Raw genomic sequence first — 21,632 nt, 5'->3', positions numbered from 1 at the left:
ACAATTGATTTTTGGGAAAAGGATTCAAAAGAGCGGAAGAAATCAGGAAAAGCCCTTGTAAATCTATGCAAAACGGTTGCGCTATACTATTATAAGGATAAGATTATTGCGATTTAGAGAAAATCTAAAGTCGTACGACAGAGTGGAGGTCGTGACAAATGTGGGCATGGGTGATCGGAGTCATCGTCATCGTATTACTCGTCATGCTATTTAGCATGATCAGTCGAAAAAAATACTACACGAAAATCGATGAACTTGATATGCGAAAACAAGGCATCGTCAGTGCATCGATTCCAAAGGAGTTGCAGGACTTAAAGCAACTTCCGATGGCGGGTGAGACGGAGACGAAGTTCAGCTCCTGGCATCAAGCGTGGGAAGAGTTACTAACAGTCCACGTCGCCCAAATCGATGAGACACTTTACCGTGCGGAAGAAGCGCTCGATAAATATCGGTTCATCGCCGTCAAGAATGACCTCGAAGTAACGGAACAATTAATTGCGGAACTTGAAGGATTGATTGATGAGATGCTCGTCGAGATGTCGACGTTCAAAACGAATCAATCGGTTCTAGCAGAACTGAAAGCGCAAGGTGAGGCTGATTCAGGACAAGTTCGGAAATCATTACTGATTCAAGCGAATTCGTTCGGACCGGCGCTCGCGCGTCTAGAAGAACGAAGTGAACAAATCGATGCGCATTGGAATGAGATGTGCCAGTACGAAGCCTCAGGCGAAGTGACGAAGGCGTATGAAACAAGCTTGTTGCTTGAACAAGAAGTAGCAACGACACGTCAACTTGTCGAACTCGTACCGAAACAATGGAAGATTCTCGCTCATGAATTGCGTCAACGGATTGATCAGCTTGGAGCGGGTTATAAGGAAATGTCGTTAGATGGGTATCCACTTGAACCACTCGGTCTACAATCTGAGATCAAACGGTTCGAGGAACAGCGCTTGAGTCTTTCTGAAAAAATCGAGAGACTTGAAGTCGACGGTTTAGAAGAGGCGATTCAACAGTTGTCAGCCGACGTTGATCAAATGTACGATACGTTCCGTCGTGAAGTTGATGCGCGCCACCAAGTGAAAAAAGAAAACCAATCCTTGAAACAAAAAGCATTACGGATGCGTGAACGGATTCGTCAGTTAGCACAAGAGTTCAGTATTTTACGTGAAAAGTATGAAATCTCAGCAGATCTTGGAATTCATTATGAAACAATTCAGCGTGACGAAGAGCTGTTATTCGAAGCAGCAAAAGATCTCGATGAGTCGATTGCTGGAAAAATCATTCCGTTCAGTATGCTCGAAGATCAAATGCGCGATGCGATTCGACTCGAAGAACAGTTGATGATTCAATACGAACGCTTTACGGTCGAGCTTCAAGCGCTTCGAAAAGAAGAGACAGAAGTTCGCGAACGAATCGTCGCGTGGCGCCATCAGCTCTCACAAACACGTCTTCGTCTGAAACGACTTGGATTACCGAACTTACCAACGGAAGTCGAAGAAGCACTACGGAATGCGAACCGTTCGCTACAGACGCTTGAGACGCGGCTCGAAGAGTTGCCGTTTAATGTCCGATCGATCGTTGCACAAAGCCAGGACGTCCAAGAAACGTTTAAACATGTGCAAGAACGGTTAGATACATTAGTGTTCGAAGTCACGTATGCAGAACGACTCGTCCAGTATGCGAACCGATACCGTCGCCACGACAACGAGATACATATGTCGCTGACGATCGCGGAAACGAAGTTCTTAGCGGGAGACTATGAACGAACGATTGTCTTAGCGGAACGTGTCCTAAATGAATACGATCCGGACGCGATCGAGCGCATTAAACGGTCGTGTGCACCAGAGGAAACACTGCACGTTTAAATCAGGATCGACAATTCAGGGTGACCGTCATGGTCACCCTATTTTTGTAAAAAGAGGAGTGAGCAGAATGGGAACACTATACGTAAATGGGTTGATTCGGACAATGGCACATGAAGAGGATGTCCATTCAGCGATGTTTGTCGAGGAGACAAGAATCATCGCGATGGGTGAAGAAGGAAAACTACGCCGACGTTTCGGTAGACGCATTCATCAGATTCAAGACTTGAACGGAAAAGCTGTTTATCCAGCCTTCACAGACGCGCATATTCATCTGATTGGTTACGGGGAAGCGATCAACCGTGTCGATGCCTCGCGTTATACGACGCTTGGAGAGTTAGGACAAGCATTCCTCAAGGCAGAACCAATCAACGGAATCCACGTGGCGGAAGGATATGACGAAACGAAACTTGATCGCGCGCCAACAAAAGCATGGTTGAACCAGCTATTCCCGGACGCGCCTGCCTTATTAAAACGAACAGATCGACATACTGCACTTGTCAACGATGTCTTATTCCAACAGCTCGGCTATAAAGCATCGACTGTCATCGATGGTGGAAAGGTCGGTCTAGCGGATAACGGAGAAGCTGACGGATTTCTATACGATACGGCGCTTGAACCTTTATATGCGTTACAAGCTGGAAACTTAGAGCGAAACAAATCGTCACTCCGGTCAGCAATCAAGAGTTTGTATCAATACGGCATCATTGCTGCCCATACAGAAGATTTATCGTATCACGGCGATGTCGCGGAAATCCTCCAAGCCTATAAGGAAGTGACAGAAGAGACAGGGTTCCATACACACCTGCTCGTTCATCATCTTGTCATCGATGAGTTCGTACAACAGCAGCCAACTCTGCCATCAACGATGTCAATTGGTGCGATGAAGCTATTCGTCGACGGCGCACTCGGAGGACGGACCGCTCTACTTGGTCGTGGCTATTCTGATGATCCGACGACACGTGGCATCGAAGTGCATACACCAGAACAGCTTGAGCAACTTGTCAAACGAGCACGTAGTTACGGATTCACAGTTGCGGCGCACGTCATTGGTGATTTGGCAATCGAACGATTCGTGCAAGTACTTGAGAAATATCCGGCACCAAAAGGCAAGCGGGACCGAATCATCCATGCGACGGTTGTTCGTCCGGAAACGCTTGCTCGGATTCGAAAGCTTCCTGTCCTAATTGACGTCCAACCGGTCTTTTTACTAGACGATGCAGACTTCATCGTCGATCGACTTGGGTTGAACCGCTTAGACTGGAGTTATCGTTTACGTTCGTTAGCAGAGACGGGTGCGTTATTATGTGGTGGGGCAGATGCGCCGATCTCTGACCCTGATGTCCGACGTTCCCTTTATGCGGCGACGGAAGGAACAGCAGGACGTGTCAATAAGACGAATGAGACGTTATCGATGTACGAAGCCTTATTACTCTTTACGAAAAATCCACATCTCGCGACCGAGACACATGGACGCAAAGGGTTACTCCTACCAGGCTACGATGCCGACTTCGTCATCTTTGAACAAGACTTCTATCGCTTGCGTGGTGAAGCCATCTTGAATAACCGTTTAGTGGAGACTGTTCAAGCTGGAAAAATCGTCTATCAAGCAGAAACAGCCTTAGTTTGATGTTGCTTGTGCATAGTGCGAAATAGCCTTCGAATAGAAAGAAGATAGTCCAGGTGCATACGTATCGTAATAGGCACGAAACCGTTCGTCGGACACATACATCTGACCGAGTGACTCGAAAATAGATAACTCACATGGATAATAGTACGTATCGATGAAGTCATGTTGTTCTTTGACGACTTGTTGAACGTCTGCACCCGTCACCTTGTGTCCGTCGCGGTAAAGGATCGTCAAGCGTTGATCGAGTTGTTTGTGCATGGTGCTCAGTCGTTCTTTCTCATTCGGAGTACGTTGTTTTTGTCTTTTTGCACTAATCCGATATAAGTCAGTGTCGCCGTAGTGTTCCTCGACTTCATCTGCATGTTGTTTTTCGTGCATGACGATCTCTTCGTGACGTAAACCACGGAATAATTGTTCGTCTTTCATTGGGATTCCTCCTTTTAAAGTGAGTAATGTCTGTTCAGCGAGTTCAGCGAGTGCCTGATAATACGAAGCTTTTTCTTGAAGTAGTGCAATTTGTTTTTTCAGTATCGTATGATGATTGGAATCCGATTGTTTGAGTAACCCTTGGATTTCTGACAGTGGAAAATCGAGAGAGCGATAAAATAATATCTGTTGCAAGCGTAATAGATCTTCCCTGCTGTAACACCGGTGATCGGTATCAGTGCGCCGGGGTACTAAGAGTCCGACTGTTTCGTAATGATACAACGTTCGCTTCGTGACACCGGCAAGGTTAGCGATTTCCTGAGTAGAATAAGTCATCTGTGTACCTCCTTTGATTGGAGTATAAGGGGTGACGTAACGGAAGACGCAACAAAAAAATCTGCCTGAGGAGGCAGATTTTTTTGTTGTCATAAGAATGAGCGTTGAATCTTATGCCAAAATGTATTATTCGTCAATTTGACGGTTTTAAGTTCTTTTTCAGAGAGTTGGATATCGACGGAATCCGTACGTGTCAGGCTGAGTGCTTCGTTATCCATCCCGATGATCGGATAATCGTTTCCGTCTTCAATGATGCGTAACGAGAGTTTACGTCCGCGGTTCAATAGGAAAGCAGAGCCAAGCGTCCGATACCGGTTGTTGTTGACGGAAGCAATTTCGCTGACTTGAAGACAATGAATCAACGGGTCGACGATTGCACCTGAGAGTGACTTGTTATAAGCCGTTGAGCCAGTTGGTGTTGAGATGACCATTCCATCCCCACGGAATGTCTCGAATAGGAAATCATCGATATAAACTTCGATTGCAAGTGATTTGATGATGCTTGACTTAACAGAACATTCGTTTAGACAAAGCATCGGTGGTCCACCGTTGATGGATGCCTCGAGCAATGGGTAACGACGCACTTCGATTTCACCATCTGAGACACGATTACCTGTCTCTTTAAAGATGGCTTCAACAGCAGAAAGGTCATTGATATCGAAATCACAATAGAACGAGTTTGGTCCCTCGGCGAATCCAACATAGATCGCGTCATCACGGAAACCGGTGAAACGTGCGGCTTGCAGAAACGCTCCATCTCCACCAATCGAAACGATGATGTTTGCTTGTCGATGATCTTGGACGACATTCAACCCGTATCGTGTTCCGACATCGATCAACTTTCGTACCTGCGTTTCGTGTCTTTGTGTATTTCGGTAGTACAGGTAGACATTATTTCGAGCCATGGTTAATTCCCCCTTGAAAGCGTTTCATGAACTCTTTCATTATACCTGTTTTTTGGAAAGACGGATACTGAAGACCATGAATTGTAGCAGAATGCTTGCCATCTCCTCTGATCATTCCTATAGTTAAATAGAAAATAAAGTATATCCGATCAGGGGAAAAGGGGAATTCACATGGCAACATTTAAAGGAAATCCAATCACACTTCAAGGTACGTCTGTTCAAGTCGGACAAACAGCACCTGATTTTCAAGTACTTGCTAACGACTTATCACCTGTAACACGCGATACATATCAAGGTGTTCGAATCATCAGTGTCGTTCCATCGATCGATACAGGTGTATGCGATGCACAGACGCGTAAGTTCAACGAAGAAGCGGCAACAATCGAGGGTGTGACGGTCATGACGATCTCAAACGATCTCCCATTCGCTCAACGTCGTTGGTGTGCTTCAAGCGGTCTCGATCAAGTCGTGACGTTGTCTGATCACCGTGACCTTTCATTCGGAACACAGTATGGTGTAGCAATCGAAGAATTACGTTTACTTGCTCGCTCTGTCTTCGTCCTTAATTCGAACAACGAAATCACGTATGTCGAATACCTCGAAGAATCGACAGACGAAGTCAATTTCGAAGCGGCACTTGCTGCAGCGCGCGAAGCGAAGTAAGAATGGTTTACAAACGCCGCTGAAGCGTTACAATGGAACTAATGATAGAAACGGCTCCCGCTATACGGGGGGCCGTTTCGTTTTGGAGAGGATGACGTACATGGAGCCGTTAGAAAAGTTATATAAGGAATTAACACGTCAAACAAAACAAATCGAACGTGATCTCGATATGCCCTATTTAGAAGCGTTGACGACAGTGATTGATCGGTTGAACGACCGCCATACTGAAAATGTAGACAAAGAGGTCATTCGTAAAGCAGTATCGCTTGCTATTCTTGAAGGGATGAAACAAGCACAACCGAATCATTTACCAACACCAGACAGTGTCGCTTTGTTTGCTGGTTATCTAATCGGGAAATTGGTAGGTAAGGAGGACATCCGTCTACTTGAATTAGGAAGTGGAACAGGTGGTATGTTACATGCTGTCTTAAGTCAGCTTTCGACTGGTACATCTGCTGAAGCAGTTGAGGTAGATGAGACGTTGATCCGTTTATCGGCAGCGGTAACGGAACTGCTTGATTATCCAGTCACGTATACCCATCAAGATGCATTACGACCGTTGTTACTTGATCCAGTTGATCTTGCGATGGCTGATCTTCCCGTCGGCTATTATCCGGACGAGGAGGCATCTGCGTCTTACATCTTGAAACGGGACGAAGGTATGAGCTATAGTCATTTCTTATTGATCGAACAGGCGATGCAATACGTCAAACCAGGTGGATTTGGTGTCTTCGTCATTCCAAACGGACTGTTTCAACATGATACCGAAGGAAAATTGAAACAGTACTTCGAATCAAAAGCGCATGTCATCGGTATTTTGCAGCTACCACTCACGATGTTCAAACAAGAACAGGCAGCAAAAAGCTACTTGATCGTTCGCAATCATTTAGCTGGTATGAAGATGCCTAAACAAGCATTACTTGCAGAGTTACCATCCTTCACGGATGTCCGCTCGTTTGGTGGAATGGTGAAACAGATTGATGAATGGATTAACACAGAATTAAAATGAATTACGCAAAGTGATTGAAATCTGTCGTTAATTTGACTATTCTAGTTGTAGAACAGAAATAGAAGAAAACCTAAACAGATGTGAATGTTCATTGGATTCAAATGGAAAAGGGGAAAAATCATGGCAAAAATTATGGCGGTAAACGCAGGTAGTTCGTCTTTGAAGTTCCAATTGCTCGAAATGCCGAACGAAACGATGATCGCAATCGGACTCGTTGAACGTGTCGGTAAAGACGATGCAATCTTTACGATTAAATATGGTGAAGGACAAAAGTATACAGATGTTCTCCCACTTGCTACACATAAAGAAGCAGTCGAGTTGTCACTCGAAAAATTGATGGAGTTCGGAATCATTTCTTCTTACGATGAGATTAAAGGTGTCGGACATCGTGTTCTTCACGGTAAAGAAAAATATGCTGACTCTGTATTGATCACAGACGAAGTCATGCAAGATATCGAATCGTATACAGAACTCGGACCACTTCACATTCCACCAAACTTGATCGGAATTCGAGCATTCCAAGCATTGCTCCCAGAAGTACCACAAGTAGCGGTCTTCGATACAGCGTTCCACCAAACAATGCCGGAAGAAAACTTCCTTTACAGCTTGCCGTATGATTACTACACAGAATACGGTATTCGTAAATATGGTTTCCACGGTACGAGCCACAAATACGTTACGGAACGTGCATCTGAATTGCTCGGTCGTCCACTAAAAGATCTCCGTTTAATCTCGTGTCACTTAGGTAGCGGAGCATCGATCGCAGCAGTTTCTGGTGGCGAATCGATCGATACGACGATGGGCTTCACACCGCTTGAAGGAATCACGATGGGAACACGTTCTGGTTCGCTTGACCCAGCCTTGATTCCATTCTTGATGGAAAAAACAGGGAAAACAGCAGAAGACGTCTTGAATGTCATGAACAAAGAATCTGGAATCTACGGTTTATCAGGTCTCTCAAGTGACTTGCGTGATGTCCAAACGGCTGCTAAAGAAGGGAACCACCGTTCAGAGATGGCGCTGCGTATCTTCGCGAACCGTATTCACGGTTACATCGGACAATATGCTGCTGAGATGAACGGTGTCGATGCAATCATCTTCACAGCTGGCGTCGGAGAGAATTCAGATTCAATCCGCGAGCGTGTTTTACGTGGTCTTGAATTCATGGGCGTTTACTGGGATCCATCACTCAACAACGGAGCTCGTGGAGAAGAACTCTTCATTAACTATCCACACTCACCGGTTAAAGTCATCATCATTCCGACGAATGAAGAATTGATGATTGCTCGCGATACAGTTCGTGTTGGTGGATTGGTTGCTCAAAACGCATAATCATCTCGTAAGGATCGAATCGTTATTATGACGATTCGATCCTTTTTTTGATGAAATCTATAAATACTGAAATGCGAACACACGATCTATTATTACGGAGTTTGTCATATAATAAAAAAAGAATCATTACTATCGTAAAAATAAACTTAAAAAAGGATGATTTCTTAAAAAAATGAGTCTTTTGTAACACAAAAGTAATAGTACAGACATATTTTTGTGGTCTATATGTAACGGCACTGTCTCGTTTTGTCATGTATATTAATCTCAGTTAACAAACACGAAACAATGATGGAGGAGAAAATACATGATGAAACGAATGCTCGCAAGTGTTTTAACGGTCGTGTTAGCACTCAGTTCGTTCGCAGGTCTTCAAGCGGAAGCTGCCACTAAGAAAAGCGTCAAGTCAACAGTCGATAGCCTAGTCATTCGTCAAAAAGCTACTACTTCGTCGAAAAAACTCGGTCTTCTATATAAGAATCAAACATTATCTTATAAAGCAAAAACAGGTAGCTGGTATAAAGTAAGCTATAAAGGAAAAACAGCCTATCTTAGTGCGAAATACTCAAAAGTTGTAAAGTCGAGTGGATCGAAAAAACAATCGACAGGCGGTTGGAAGACAGTCACGAACGTGAGTGCAACAGCTTACACGCCATATGATCCAGGCAGTGGTAATCTAACAGCAATCGGTTGGAACATCAAAAGCTCAAAAAAGAAAGTCGTAGCCGTTGATCCACGTGTGATTCCACTTCGTTCAACAGTAAAAGTGTATTACAAAGGGAAATTAAAAGGAACGTACACAGCTGCCGATACTGGTGGTGCCATCAAAGGTAAGAAGATGGACATTCTTTATTACTCTCGTTCAGAAGCATTTAACTGGGGTCGCCGTACGGTCACAGTAAAATACAAATGATTTCAAACCATCGGACATCGGTTCGATGGTTTTTTGTTTGAGTAGAACATCAAAAAGCGGATCTTCCTAAAAAATAAAGGAAGATCCGCTTTTTGTAGAAGAGTGATTCATAAACGGACGATCAAGACATCGCATTTTGCATAACGCGTAATACTTTCAGAGACGCTACCGATGAAGAAACGCTCAACAGCGTTTAAACCAGTTGCGCCACAGATAATCAAGTCAGCATCGTGATTAGGAGCAAGTTTTTTTGCGATCGTCACTTTTGGTGAGCCGTATTCAATCGCTACTTCGACTTCCTGTACACCGCGATCTTGAGCGGTCTTGACATATTCGTCTAGCAATTCCTTCGCGTAAGATTCAGCACGTTCCGTGATAGTACGGTCATATGCTTCTACTGTTGCGAATGTCCGTGTATCAATGACATGTGCGATGATTAGTTTTGCATCATTTCGCAATGAAACATCGATTGCCGTCTCGAAGGCACGTTCTGCCTCTTTTGAGCCATCTACTGCTACAAGTACATTATGATAGACGATTGCCATGATGAATCCATCCCTTCGTAATCGATATGATGAGTACACCCTAATTATACCATTCTCTCATTGGGAGCGGACGAAACATTCAACGAGTTCTAAAAATTGTCCTTCCTTTCGATTACGTCGTAAGATGGAGTCAGTGAAAGGGGGCGATGCCAAGATGAGGCACGCATTAATTACGGCAGGTACAAAAGGACTGGGAGAGCGAGTGACACGCCAGTTACTGGAAGAAGGATGGAAAGTAACAGCGTTTCATCGATCTGAACCCGAGTTCGAACATCCAAATCTAGTGACGATTCAAGCAGATGTAACGAATCAAGAAGAGTTGAAGCGCGCCACTCAACAAGCGATTGACGAACAAGGTCGAATTGATGCGTTGATACTTAATGCAGGACCCTATATTTTTGAACGGAAAGCATTAGTCGATTATACCGATCAAGAATGGAATGAAGTCATTACTGGAAACCTGACCGCGAGTTTTTGGTTGTTGCGTCAAGTGTTGCCTGTCATGCGCGAGCAGACATATGGTCGGATCATCACATATGGTTTTCCGGAAAGCGCAACGGCTCCAGGGTGGGTGTGCCGGGCAGCATTCGCAGCTGCTAAAAGCGGTATGGTGAGTTTGACGAAGAGTGTGGCGCTTGAAGAAGCAGAGCATGGCATTACAGTCAATATGGTCAATCCCGGAAATATCGTCGGTGACAATAAAACAAAGCGAATTTCTGAAGCAGAGCAAGATGAAGCGACACCAGTCGGAAGAACGGGTGTCGGAGAAGACATCGCTCGGGCGATCTCCTTCTTACTTGCAGAAGAATCGAGTATGATCACGGGAGCAATTCTTGATGTGACAGGTGGCGTCAACGTCGTCCATCAATCGCGTAAGTGAATATGAAAACACCTAAGCTATCGATTAGCTTAGGTGTTTTCATATCGTTTTAGATTTAAGAAGACGGAATCGATTGAAGGTGTTTTGGTGTGCGAGTCAACGCAACTGGACCTTCAGCAGTGAGATGAATATCATCTTCGATGCGGACACCGCCGACTCCTGGGACGTAGATGCCTGGTTCGAGTGTATAGACGATACCAGCTTCAGCCGTCAGTAAGTTGTTTGACGCAAGAGATGGGAATTCGTGAACCTCGATGCCGAGTCCATGACCAACGCGGTGCGTGAAGTACTGACCGTATCCAGCTTCAGTGATCACATCACGTGCTGCCTTATCTAATGAACCGAGTGTCGTACCGATCTGACTCGCTTTTGTCGCAGCTTCGAGTGCTCGACGAACCGTTTCGTAGATTTTTTTCTGTTCCTCGTTTGCTTCACCATAAATGAAGGTCCGAGTAATATCCGAGCAGTAGCCTTTCCAAACGACGCCTAGATCGAATAGAACGAAGTCGCCATCTTGGATGACACGATCGCCTGGTACACCGTGCGGATCAGCACTGTTTGCACCGAAGAGGACGAGCGTATCGAACGACATCTCGCGGACACCTTTTTTCTTCATTTCATATTCGATTTCTGCAATGACTTCGATTTCTGTGATACCAGGACGAATCGCTTGTTTCCCGATCTCAATTGCTTCGTCTGCAAGTTGTGCTGCTTCTTGGAGAATCGCAATCTCTTCTGTTGTTTTTTTCAAGCGCAGTCTCTGTAACGACTCACCGATATCGAGAATCGCTGCGTTCTCGAGACGTGAACTCAACTCCTGATAGCGGCTGAATGTCATATGTTCACCTTCGATACCAATCCGGTTATTGGAGTGTTCGAATGTCTTGAATAATTCGGCTAGACGATCGAATGGATTTTCGTGATCCTCATACGTCACGACGTCTCCTTCCCAAGGACTCGCTGCAACGATACTTGCTTCGAGCGCTGGGCAGAATAATACATGCTTGCCAGTTACATCGACGAGGACCGCCATGACACGTTCGTGGGGTTCAGCGTAGACTCCTGAGAAATAAAAGACGTTCGCCTTCGAAGTAATGACAGCTAAATCAATTCCTTGTTCTTTCAAGAAATCACTAATTTGATTCGTACGTTCGCTCATATATGACTCCACCTCTCTACTCATTTTCTACATAAGTATACCATCGTCCGATTCGAAAAACATTTATCGTAAATCAGACTAGTACACGTTTTCATCTTTGGAGTAGTACAGTATAATGACAGGAGAGTAGAAAAAAGGAAAAGAAGGGATACAGTATGCCTACGAAACACGAACAGATCATTCGACATATCGAAGATCTTGATGTCGGGACGAAGATTTCGGTCCGACAAATCGCGAAGGACTTGACCGTATCCGAAGGAACGGCCTATCGCGCGATCAAAGAAGCGGAGAATCTTGGTTTCGTTTCGACAATTGAGCGAGTCGGAACGATTCGGATTAAAAAGAAACAAAAAGAAAATATCGAGAAGCTGACGTTTGCGGAAGTCGTGAACATCGTTGATGGTCAGGTCCTCGGTGGACGAAATGGATTACACAAGACACTGACGAAATTCGTCATTGGCGCAATGAAACTCGAAGCGATGATGCGTTATATCGATGTCGATAGTCTCGTCATCATTGGAAATCGCGAAAAAGCGCATGAACTCGTGCTTGAAGCAGGGGCTGCCGTGTTAATCACCGGTGGATTCGATACGACAGAGGATGCGAAACGATTAGCAGATGAGATGGAGTTGCCAATCATTTCGACGTCATATGATACCTTCACGGTCGCAACGATGATTAACCGAGCAATCTATGATCGATTGATCAAAAAGGAAATCTTACTCGTCTCGGACATCTTAATCCCATTACATGACACGTTCTATTTACAGACGACGGATCCGATTTCACGCTGGCATGAGCTAAACGAACAGACGAAACACAATCGTTACCCGGTCATCGACGAACAAATGAAGGTCGTTGGTGTCGTGACAGCGAAGGACATCATTGACCGTCCACATGACTGGGCTGTTGAAAAAGTCATGACACGGCATCCGATCACAGTCGGTATTCGAACGAGCGTCACGAACTCCGCGCATCAGATGGTCTGGGAAGGAATCGAGATGTTGCCTGTCATCGATCAGTATGGTCGATTGCTCGGGATCATTAGTCGTCAAGATGTCTTAAAAGCATTACAACTCGCGAATCGTCAGCCGCAGGTTGGGGAGACGTTCGACGATTTGATTACAGGACAAATCAAAGCAGCGGAGGACGAACGGGGACCGTACTTATCGCTTGAAGTCTCACCGCAAATGACGAACTTCATGGGCACTGCTTCGAGTGGTGTGTTAACGACACTTTTAGTCGAAGGAGCGACACGGATGTTACGCCATATGAAAAAAGGTGATCTTGTCATCGAGAATGTCAGCATCTATTTCATTAAACCCGTTCAAATTGAAAGTACGGTAACGATTCGAGCCAATGTCTTTGACGTCGGTCGGAAATTTGGGAAGGTCGATGTCGAAATGTACCAAGGGACACAAATTGTAGCGAAGGCGCTCGTGACGTCCCAACTCATTGATCGTTAACAGCATATAAAAAGAACCGAAGTCAATTGACTTCGGTTCCTCTGAATTTTGCTTATGATTGCTCCATCTCGCGGACAACATACGGATAAATCTTTTTATATCGTACGAATCCAGCGATGAACGAAGCTACACCAACGATGATTAAAACAGAACAAACGATTTTTCCGACGAGCGTCGTTAACCCGTTCCCAGAAACGAACTGATTGACGGCGAACAGAATGACGAACAGACTCAACCAAATGCTTGCTTGCGTATTGAACAAGTACTTTCGATTCGTGCTTTTCGTATGGAACGCGCGGCGTTTTGCTAACAAATACCCACCAAGCGAGAAAACGATCAGGGCGATTAGGATGAATTGCATGTTAAAAGGACCTCCTTTTTGTCTTCATCTAGTATCATATCAAGATTAGAGGAGCTGTGCACAGTGAAAGAGCAAATCAAACAACTAATTGAAGCGGCAGATACGATTATCATTCACCGTCATGAACGTCCGGATCCCGATGCACTCGGTAGTCAGTTCGGCTTACAATTGACGTTGCAACACCAATTCCCGAGTAAAACGATTTTATCGGTAGGTGAGATGGCAACATCACTGTCGTTCATGGGTGAACTCGACCAAGTAGACGAGGTATTATACAAAGAAGCGTTAGTCGTAATCCTGGATACAGCGAACCAAGCTCGGATTGATGGGAAACTCGCGATGACAGGGAAAAACATCATTAAAATCGATCATCACCCGGATGAAGATCCGTACGCGCCCGTGCAACTCGTCGATACGACGATGAGCTCGACGTCTGAATTACTCGTTCATGTATTGAATGAGTGGGAATATGACATTCCAACAGCTGCTGCCATTCAATTCTACGCTGGAATTGTCGGTGATACAGGACGTTTCCAATTCCGTGGCACGACGAAACGAACGTTTGAAGTCGCAGCACAACTGATTGACGCGGGAATCGATACGGATTGGTTGTACCGTAATATGTACGAAACGGAACTTTCGGCTCTTCATCTACAAGGATATGTTCTCCAACATATTCAATTGACGGACCAAGGTGTCGGATATGTCATTTTGACACAGGATACATTGAAACAATTCGGGGCGACGGTTGAACAAGCATCTTTGCTCGTCAATAGCTTCGCTGGTTTAAAAGGGATGAAATGTTGGGCGCTATTCCTCGAAACGGATCAGGAAGTTCGCGTTCGGATTCGTTCGAAAGGTCCCGTCATTAATGAAGTAGCAAAAGAATTCAATGGTGGTGGACATCCGATGGCTTCAGGGGCAACGATTGAACAGTTGAGTGAAGTCGAACGTGTCGTCCATCGTCTGGATGAGGTCGCTGCTAACTTCCAGTTTTAAATGGAAAAAGGCTGCTCGGTCTCACTCCTCTCATTGAGGAAGCGAAACGAACAGCCTTTTTACGCTTATTGCGTTTTTGTCTTGTCTTGCGGAATGAACCAAACGCCACGATCTGTGTGATCTTCAATGACATTCAGTTGAAGTTCAGCGACAGACTTGCGAATTTTCTCAGCGATTTCTTCCGTTTCAGTAAAAGCGGTAACACCGAGCTTTAATTGTTCGACTTTTTCACGTGCGATTTGACTACGATTTAAAATCATGAGAAACGCTCCTTCCGTACCTGTCATGATATTTCTATACTTATTGTAGCGAATAATAAATCAGATGGCGAGTACTTGAGTCAGTTAGATATGAATGTTCTGAAAACTTTTAGAAACCTCCATCAGAAGAGAAAGGAGAATGAAAGATGCATATAAATGTTCGGACGCAATTTAGTCCATTACAAAGTTTAGTTCGAATCGAGACATATTTAGACGAGCTTGTCCGTCGTCAAATTGGGCGAGCGGTCATCTGTGAGACGACATTGACAGGAGTTCCTGCATTCATCGATGTGTGTCAGCGTCGGAATATGCACCCGGTCGTCGGCTGGGAGCAACGAATTGAAGAAGAAGAGTTTTGTATCTTATGGTTTGCTTTTTCTTCTGATGGGCTTCGCCAATTGTATCGACTAGCAAGCAGGCAGAAGGATACAGATGTCTCAGCGCTCATTGCAGTACTCGTTCCGCTGCGTCAGGCATCTGAAGATGTGACACGTCTACGCCGTTCTTTCGTTCAATGGATGGGGCACGTTCAGGGGGCGCATACATACATGGGAGTAGTCTCTAGTCGTTCGACCGTCGAACGAGAGAGTCGCACGCGTTACCGGGAAGTAGCAGCAGCGCTTGGTATTGAGACGATTCCGGTTGACCCTGTGCGTTACCTCCGTCGAGATGAAGCAGCAGCTTATCAAGCGATTCGTGCCATTCGTGAAGCGACGACGTTCCAAGATCAAAAAACAGATCGTCTAATGCATTTGAAGACGCGTGAAGAATTACTGGAAGATTTTACCGAGCGAGAAATTACGATGGCAGAGCAGTTTGCTGCGACATCTGAACGCTTAGAACTACCGTTTCAACAACGTCCATTACCACGCGTCGCAGAAGATTCGAATGCGTTGTTACGGATGCATGCCGAAGAAGGATTACTAGCGCATGGTCATGAAAGTAAAGAGGCACGGGAAAGGCTCGCCTATGAGTTGTCTGTCATTGATAGGACAGGATTTGCCGACTATTTCTTGATCGTTGAAGAACTTGTCCGACGCGCGAAAGCGAAAGGCATCTTTGTTGGACCAGGTCGTGGTTCAGCAGCTGGTTCGCTCGTCAGCTACGCACTTGGTATTACGACGGTTGATCCATTGAAATATGGACTACTATTCGAACGATTCTTGAACCCGGAGCGGATTTCGATGCCGGATATCGATATCGATATCGAAGATGAACGGCGAGAAGAAGTATTAGAAGATCTTGTGATGCGTTATGGGCAAGATCATGTTGCGCAGATTGGTACATTATCGACGCTTGGTGCGAAAGCTGCTCTGCGAGACGTCGGACGAACGCTAGAGTTTTCGAAGGATGAATTAGATGCGGCCGTTAAACAGCTCGGGAAATCAACGACGTTACAAGGGATCGAACAAAATAAACAGATGTATCGTTGGTTTTCTGGAAGTGAAAAGCGTCGACAACTCTTGCAACTTGCGCAAGCAGTCGAAGGTCTCCCGCGACAACGGTCGGTTCACGCAGCCGGCGTCGTCATCGGTTCAGAAAACCTCGTCGAGACGACGCCAATTGAAGCGGGTCCAAACGAACGGTACGTGACACAGTTTCTGATGCAGGCATTAGAACGTCAAGGATTGTTGAAGATTGACTTGTTAGGATTACGGAATTTAAGTCGTTTGCGCCGGATGGAAGAATTGATTCGACGAGAACATCCATCCTTTACACTCACGCAAATTCCAGAGGAAGACCGCGCGACATTTCAAGTCTTTTCCCGTGCCGAAACAGATGACATCTTCCAATTCGAATCGTCAGGAATGAAGCAGACACTCCGCGACGTAAAACCAAATCGATTCGAGGATTTGGTAGCAACGATGTCACTCTATCGTCCGGGACCGATGAAATTCATTGATTTATACGCGAAGCGAAAAGCCGGTCAACCTTATCAGATGTTGCATCCGGTGTTAGAAGAAGTGCTTGCACCAACGTATGGCATCATCGTCTATCAGGAGCAAGTCATGGAGATCACGCGCCGAGTAGCCGGTTTTACGCTGGCGCAAGCTGATATACTACGTCGTGCGATTTCGAAGAAAAGTACGGATTCCCTTGAACAGGAGCGAGTTCGGTTCCTTGAAGGAGCAAAATCGAACGGATTCGATGATACGATAGCAAGTTCCTTATATGAGCAAATCGAACGATTTGCTGGATATGGATTCAACCGAAGCCATGCGGTCGCCTATTCAAAAATCAGTTATGCACTCGGGTACATCAAAGCCCATTTCCCTCATATTTTCTTACTCGTTTCAGTGGAACAACCGGAACGTCTTGTCCGATTGATGCGCGAACGACGTCTTCCAATCTTGCCACCCGATATCTGGATTTCAGATTACCGTTCTTCGCTAGAAGGTAAAGGGATTCGACTCGGAATCCATGTCATCAAAGGTATTTCTGAACGAGAATTCGAGCGGTTGAAAGAGGCATCGAAGCATGCGGCGACGATTGCTGATCTATTGACTCAAGTCGGTTGGGGCAAAAAAGAACGTGCGAAAATTGAATTGTTACTCTACAGTGGCGCGTTCGATCGCGCGACGCATGGAGATCGCGGGCTTGCTGAACAAGAGGTCCTTGAATATTTTACAGAGTCATCGAATACTTTATTGCCGGATGAATTAGCCATCCTTGGGAAACGTCGGACGCAAAAATCATCGAACCGTAGCGATTCTGACTGGGCACGTCTAGAACGAGAATCATTAGGGTTCTGGTTAACGTATTCGCCATTAACGACAGCGATGAAAGCTCCAGTTGAATCTGCTTATTTCCATGACCTTGGAGTAGGAGCAGATACGCATTATTTAGTCTGCTATATTGATCAACTTCGAGAATTTAAGACGAAACGTGGTCAAACGATGGCGGTCATTCAAGCAGTCGACGGTTATTCGAATGAAGAGGTTGTCATCTTCCCGAGTCAATATGAACGATTTCGTCGGTCGCTTTATTTGGGGAATGTCTTGTTAATTGAATTAAAGGTTCAAGATCGCGAAGGGGAGCGTCAATTCATATTGGAACGCCTTCGACCGCTTGGACAAGATGTTTTGTTCATCAAATTAACGTCGAAAAATGAGCTTGCCGCTCTCGAGCAGTTGCTTGAAACGGTACCAGGTGATATTCCGGTCGTCGTTCGCTACGCCGATTCACGTGAGACGAAATCGTTACCATCTCTTTACGCGGTTCGCCATGACGAGGAATTAATGGCTCGTCTACGTATGCAGTTTGGTGAAGACCATGTCGTCTTAAAAAATGTCCCTCGCTCAAACTAGTACTAGGTAATAAGATTTGTTATAATAAGGGGTAATTGGTCTGACCAATGCCACCGATTGAAGCAACCGACTGAAGGGTCAGAAAGGTGGTGCCGTATCGATATGGAGAAGAAACGAAATGCGTTTGAAGCCAATATCGCGGCGATTAAATTGATGATCGAACAAGATGGATTAGTTCCAGGAGACCGGATTCCATCAGAGCGGGAACTGGCAGAACGTTTATCCATCAGCCGACCGTCCGTACGAGAAGCATTGCGGACACTCGCATATTTAGGGATCGTCGAGACGCGGCATGGGGGCGGAAGCTTTCTATTGAACCGTGACGATCATACCTATATTCAAATCATTGCTCAATTCTTAGTGACTGGCGATTCGAAGTTCGAAGACTTGGCAGGAACGCTTCGCTTGCTTGAGCAAGCAGCGCTCACGCAACTGGATGACATTTCGGTGCTTACACCAGTCGTTGCATCCGATGCTGCGTTTCGTGAGACGTTGATTCAGACGGTCGATAACGATTTGTTTGAACGAATCTGGCGACAAGTCAATGCCTTCCATAAAAGCTTCGGTCAAGGGGAACTCTATACGCAGGCGGAACGGGAACAACTCTTGAACCGCCCATAGGATGACAAGGGGGAACTGAACGTGCAAGCATTTTTTCGAAAACCTAAAAAATTCGTCACGCTGACTTCAAAGGAACAGCGTGTCGATGTGCCGGTTGGCCTAATGACAAAATGTCCGAAATGTAAATTGATCCAATATACGAAACAACTGGAGGCGAACTTACGTGTCTGTTCATGTGGGTATCATCATCCATTGACCGCTCAAGAACGTTTTACACAGTTATTCGATGAAGACTCAGTAACGTATTTCGATCTGCCGGTAGTTCAAGCGGATCCACTCGGTTTCCAGGACTATCCGGAAAAATTAAAAGGCGACCAAGTCAGAACAGGTCTTGAGGAAGCAATCGTCTGTGGCGTCGGGAATGTGAATGGTCACCCACTCGTCGCTTGTGTCATGGATGCACGATTCCGGATGGGTTCAATGGGAGCGGCAGTCGGTGCTGCAATTTCTGAAGCGGTTCGTTATGCAACGAAACATCGTTTACCTGTCACGATTTTCTCAGCTTCAGGCGGAGCCCGGATGCAAGAGGGGATGGTTAGTCTCATGCAGATGGCGAAATCGAGTCTCTTCTTAAAACAGCATTCAGATGCTGGATTACTTTATATTTCTTGTATGACCCATCCGACAACCGGTGGTGTATCAGCAAGTTTTGCAATGCTCGGTGACTTCAACATCGCTGAACCAGGTGCATTAATCGGGTTCGCAGGTCGACGGATCATTGAACAAACGATTCGAGAAAAACTACCGGAAGATTTCCAAACAGCAGAGTTCTTATTACAAGCAGGTCAACTGGACGATGTCGTATCACGACATGATCTGAAGACGTACTATACGCGAATCTTAAAGCTACATGCGGAGGGAACGAACCATGCAACCATTTGACCAACCAGTCATCGCTTTACGTGAAAAAATTCTTGAGCTCCACGATATGGCGGAAACACAAGGACTTGATTTCAAGGAAGAACTTCAACTTCTTGAAGAACGTCTTCATCGGTTAGAACTCGATATTTACGGGAATATGAAAGCGTGGAATCGTGTTCAGTTGGCACGTCATCCAGAACGTCCAACGACACTTGATTACATTGAATCCATCTGTGAAGATTTCATCGAATTGCACGGAGATCGTCATGGGTACGATGATGCGGCAATCGTCGGTGGAATCGGAACATTGAATGGTCGTCCGGTGACGATCATCGGTCACCAACGAGGAAAAGATACTAAAGAAAACATTCGTCGTAATTTCGGGATGCCGCATCCGGAAGGGTACCGAAAAGCATTACGTCTCATGCAACAAGCAGAAAAATTCAATCGACCAATTATCACGTTCATCGACACGAAGGGAGCATATCCTGGACGCGCTGCAGAAGAGCGCGGTCAAAGTGAAGCGATCGCAAAGAACTTGTTTGAGATGGCTGGTATGACGGTACCAATCGTCTCAATCGTCATCGGTGAGGGCGGTTCAGGTGGTGCTCTAGGAATCGGAGTGTGTGATCAACTCTTGATGCTCGAAAACTCAACGTATTCCGTCATTTCTCCTGAAGGTGCTGCGGCATTACTCTGGAAAGACGCGAGTCTTGCGGAAAAAGCTGCGGAATCGATGAAAATCACAGCGCCCGATTTATTGCGACTCGGGATTGCGGATGCGATCATTCCAGAAGTCGTCGGAGGGGCGCATCTTGATGTGTCATTACAGGCAGATAAATTAAAAACTGTATTGGTACAGAAGCTCGAAACTTTGGTTCATCTGACCAAGGAAGAGCTCATCGATCAACGGACTGAAAAATATCACCAAATTGGCACATAAGCACCATGTAATCGCTATCATGATTGATACTGCTCATTTCCGGAATCAGGGATGAAAAAGCAAGTGAAAGTTTATGCAATCTGCCCTGTTGTAAAACAAGAAAACAACGTGCTATTTTAGATTCAGATTAATGGAGAGGTGATTAACGTGAGTTTAAAACGGATTGCTGTCTTAACGAGTGGCGGTGATGCACCAGGTATGAATGCTGCGGTGCGTGCTGTCACGCGTAAAGCGATTTTTCATGGCTTAGAAGTATTTGGTGTCTACAACGGTTATCAAGGATTGATTAATGGGGATCTCGTCCAGTTGAATCTTGGATCAGTCGGTGACATCATTCAACGAGGTGGAACGTTCCTACGTTCGGCACGTTGTCCAGAGTTCCGTACGGAAGAAGGACGTGCGAAAGCAGTCGTCAATCTTAAGAAATTTGAAATTGATGCACTCGTCGTTGTAGGTGGAGACGGGTCGTATCGTGGTGCCCAAAAATTGACGGGACTCGGTTTCCCGACAATCGGACTTCCAGGTACAATCGATAATGATATCCCAGGAACGGATTATACAATTGGGTTTGATACAGCGCTCAACACAGCGCTTGAAGCCATTGATAAAATTCGTGATACGGCATCATCACATGAGCGGACATATGTCATTGAAGTCATGGGACGCGATGCAGGCGATATCGCATTATACGCAGGACTTGCTGGTGGAGCAGAATCGATTCTCGTACCCGAGCGTCCTGAAGATTTAAAAGAAGTTCTTTCTCGTATTCAAAGTGGTGTTGACCGAGGTAAAAAACACTCAATCGTCATCGTCGCTGAAGGAGCGGGTCGCGCACAAGATGTTGGTGACGCAATCGCAAAAGAGACAGGACTTGATACACGCGTCACGGTTCTTGGTCACGTTCAACGTGGTGGAGCGCCAACTGCAGCAGACCGCGTACTCGCAAGTCGGATGGGGGCACATGCTGTCGAAATTCTTCTTGAAGGAAAACAAGGGCGCGTCGTAGGTGTACGTGGCGGTAAAATGATAGATCTCGATATCGATGAGGCACTCGATGAAAATAAACACGAGCTGGATCTTGAAATCCTTGAGCTTTCAAAACAGCTTTCGATTTAACAGACGTCTTAACAGACGTCGATAGGATTGAAATGGGCAA

20 protein-coding genes are annotated in these 21,632 nt (G+C 45.5%); 14 read left to right on the top strand and 6 right to left on the bottom strand.

Features of this window, described 5'->3' with window-relative positions; translation table 11 throughout:
- Positions 1 to 158: 158 nt before the first annotated feature.
- Positions 159 to 1,865, top strand: a complete 1,707-nt coding sequence (gene ezrA, locus ADM98_RS14130; RefSeq protein WP_053454050.1) for a septation ring formation regulator EzrA — start codon at positions 159 to 161, stop codon at positions 1,863 to 1,865.
- 67 nt (positions 1,866 to 1,932) lie between these two features.
- Complete coding sequence (locus ADM98_RS14125; protein ID WP_053454049.1) at positions 1,933 to 3,492, top strand: amidohydrolase; 1,560 nt, start codon at positions 1,933 to 1,935, stop codon at positions 3,490 to 3,492.
- Here ADM98_RS14125 and ADM98_RS14120 read toward each other — a convergent pair.
- On the bottom strand, positions 3,484 to 4,254 hold the full coding sequence (locus tag ADM98_RS14120; RefSeq protein ID WP_053454048.1) for a MerR family transcriptional regulator: 771 nt from the start codon (positions 4,252 to 4,254) through the stop codon (positions 3,484 to 3,486). The genes ADM98_RS14125 and ADM98_RS14120 overlap by 9 nt on opposite strands.
- Before the next feature lie 89 nt (positions 4,255 to 4,343).
- On the bottom strand, positions 4,344 to 5,159 hold the full coding sequence (locus tag ADM98_RS14115) for an NAD kinase (protein ID WP_023469054.1): 816 nt from the start codon (positions 5,157 to 5,159) through the stop codon (positions 4,344 to 4,346).
- A 165-nt stretch (positions 5,160 to 5,324) separates the two neighbouring features.
- Between ADM98_RS14115 and tpx the strand changes: the two genes are divergently transcribed.
- The 4 genes from tpx to ADM98_RS14095 all read left to right on the top strand — a co-directional run bounded on the left by tpx (position 5,325) and on the right by ADM98_RS14095 (position 9,073).
- A complete protein-coding gene (tpx, locus tag ADM98_RS14110; RefSeq protein ID WP_152910982.1) occupies positions 5,325 to 5,822 on the top strand; it encodes a thiol peroxidase in 498 nt (165 codons plus the stop codon).
- Between the two features lie 100 nt (positions 5,823 to 5,922).
- A complete protein-coding gene (locus tag ADM98_RS14105; protein ID WP_053454046.1) occupies positions 5,923 to 6,831 on the top strand; it encodes a class I SAM-dependent methyltransferase in 909 nt (302 codons plus the stop codon).
- Positions 6,832 to 6,951: 120 nt separating this feature from the next.
- Positions 6,952 to 8,163: an acetate kinase gene (locus tag ADM98_RS14100; protein WP_053454045.1), complete on the top strand. Its 1,212-nt coding sequence runs from the start codon at positions 6,952 to 6,954 to the stop codon at positions 8,161 to 8,163.
- 304 nt (positions 8,164 to 8,467) lie between these two features.
- Positions 8,468 to 9,073 (top strand): 3D domain-containing protein, encoded by a 606-nt coding sequence (locus tag ADM98_RS14095; RefSeq protein ID WP_053454044.1) that lies wholly within the window; start codon positions 8,468 to 8,470, stop codon positions 9,071 to 9,073.
- Positions 9,074 to 9,180: 107 nt separating this feature from the next.
- Here the strand turns inward: ADM98_RS14095 and ADM98_RS14090 are convergent, their stop codons facing one another.
- Positions 9,181 to 9,618 (bottom strand): universal stress protein, encoded by a 438-nt coding sequence (locus ADM98_RS14090; RefSeq protein WP_029342342.1) that lies wholly within the window; start codon positions 9,616 to 9,618, stop codon positions 9,181 to 9,183.
- 154 nt (positions 9,619 to 9,772) lie between these two features.
- On the opposite strand from ADM98_RS14090, the gene ADM98_RS14085 reads away from it, so the two are divergent.
- Positions 9,773 to 10,498: an SDR family oxidoreductase gene (locus ADM98_RS14085; protein WP_053454043.1), complete on the top strand. Its 726-nt coding sequence runs from the start codon at positions 9,773 to 9,775 to the stop codon at positions 10,496 to 10,498.
- A gap of 55 nt (positions 10,499 to 10,553) precedes the next feature.
- On the opposite strand, the gene ADM98_RS14080 is transcribed toward ADM98_RS14085, so the two are convergent.
- Positions 10,554 to 11,657: a M24 family metallopeptidase gene (locus ADM98_RS14080; protein ID WP_053454042.1), complete on the bottom strand. Its 1,104-nt coding sequence runs from the start codon at positions 11,655 to 11,657 to the stop codon at positions 10,554 to 10,556.
- Between the two features lie 155 nt (positions 11,658 to 11,812).
- Between ADM98_RS14080 and ADM98_RS14075 the strand changes: the two genes are divergently transcribed.
- A complete protein-coding gene (locus ADM98_RS14075; RefSeq protein WP_023469046.1) occupies positions 11,813 to 13,123 on the top strand; it encodes a DRTGG domain-containing protein in 1,311 nt (436 codons plus the stop codon).
- Positions 13,124 to 13,175: 52 nt separating this feature from the next.
- Here ADM98_RS14075 and ADM98_RS14070 read toward each other — a convergent pair whose 3' ends face one another.
- Positions 13,176 to 13,484: a YtpI family protein gene (locus tag ADM98_RS14070; RefSeq protein WP_053454041.1), complete on the bottom strand. Its 309-nt coding sequence runs from the start codon at positions 13,482 to 13,484 to the stop codon at positions 13,176 to 13,178.
- Positions 13,485 to 13,547: 63 nt separating this feature from the next.
- Here ADM98_RS14070 and ADM98_RS14065 point away from each other — a divergent pair, with 63 nt between their 5' ends.
- On the top strand, positions 13,548 to 14,483 hold the full coding sequence (locus tag ADM98_RS14065) for a DHH family phosphoesterase (RefSeq protein ID WP_053454040.1): 936 nt from the start codon (positions 13,548 to 13,550) through the stop codon (positions 14,481 to 14,483).
- Between the two features lie 65 nt (positions 14,484 to 14,548).
- Here ADM98_RS14065 and ADM98_RS14060 read toward each other — a convergent pair whose 3' ends face one another.
- Complete coding sequence (locus ADM98_RS14060; RefSeq protein WP_050677656.1) at positions 14,549 to 14,743, bottom strand: hypothetical protein; 195 nt, start codon at positions 14,741 to 14,743, stop codon at positions 14,549 to 14,551.
- Positions 14,744 to 14,889: 146 nt separating this feature from the next.
- Between ADM98_RS14060 and dnaE the strand changes: the two genes are divergently transcribed.
- The 5 genes from dnaE (at position 14,890) to pfkA (ending at position 21,592) form a co-directional block, all read left to right on the top strand.
- Positions 14,890 to 18,051: a DNA polymerase III subunit alpha gene (gene dnaE, locus ADM98_RS14055; protein WP_053454039.1), complete on the top strand. Its 3,162-nt coding sequence runs from the start codon at positions 14,890 to 14,892 to the stop codon at positions 18,049 to 18,051.
- A gap of 102 nt (positions 18,052 to 18,153) precedes the next feature.
- The gene (locus ADM98_RS14050) at positions 18,154 to 18,672 is read left to right on the top strand and encodes a FadR/GntR family transcriptional regulator (RefSeq protein WP_053454038.1); all 519 of its coding nucleotides are present in this window, start codon (positions 18,154 to 18,156) and stop codon (positions 18,670 to 18,672) included.
- A gap of 21 nt (positions 18,673 to 18,693) precedes the next feature.
- Complete coding sequence (gene accD, locus ADM98_RS14045) at positions 18,694 to 19,554, top strand: acetyl-CoA carboxylase, carboxyltransferase subunit beta (protein WP_053454037.1); 861 nt, start codon at positions 18,694 to 18,696, stop codon at positions 19,552 to 19,554.
- Positions 19,541 to 20,476: an acetyl-CoA carboxylase carboxyl transferase subunit alpha gene (accA, locus tag ADM98_RS14040; protein WP_053454036.1), complete on the top strand. Its 936-nt coding sequence runs from the start codon at positions 19,541 to 19,543 to the stop codon at positions 20,474 to 20,476. The genes accD and accA overlap by 14 nt, the downstream gene beginning before the upstream one ends.
- A 147-nt stretch (positions 20,477 to 20,623) precedes the next feature.
- A complete protein-coding gene (gene pfkA / locus ADM98_RS14035; RefSeq protein WP_082318568.1) occupies positions 20,624 to 21,592 on the top strand; it encodes a 6-phosphofructokinase in 969 nt (322 codons plus the stop codon).
- The last annotated feature ends 40 nt before the right edge of the window (positions 21,593 to 21,632 follow it).

The organism is Exiguobacterium sp. BMC-KP (assembly GCF_001275385.1).
Lineage (GTDB): Bacteria > Bacillota > Bacilli > Exiguobacteriales > Exiguobacteriaceae > Exiguobacterium_A.
The sequence above is the reverse complement of the archived record's forward strand: the minus strand, read 5'-3'. Positions and strand labels throughout refer to the sequence as shown.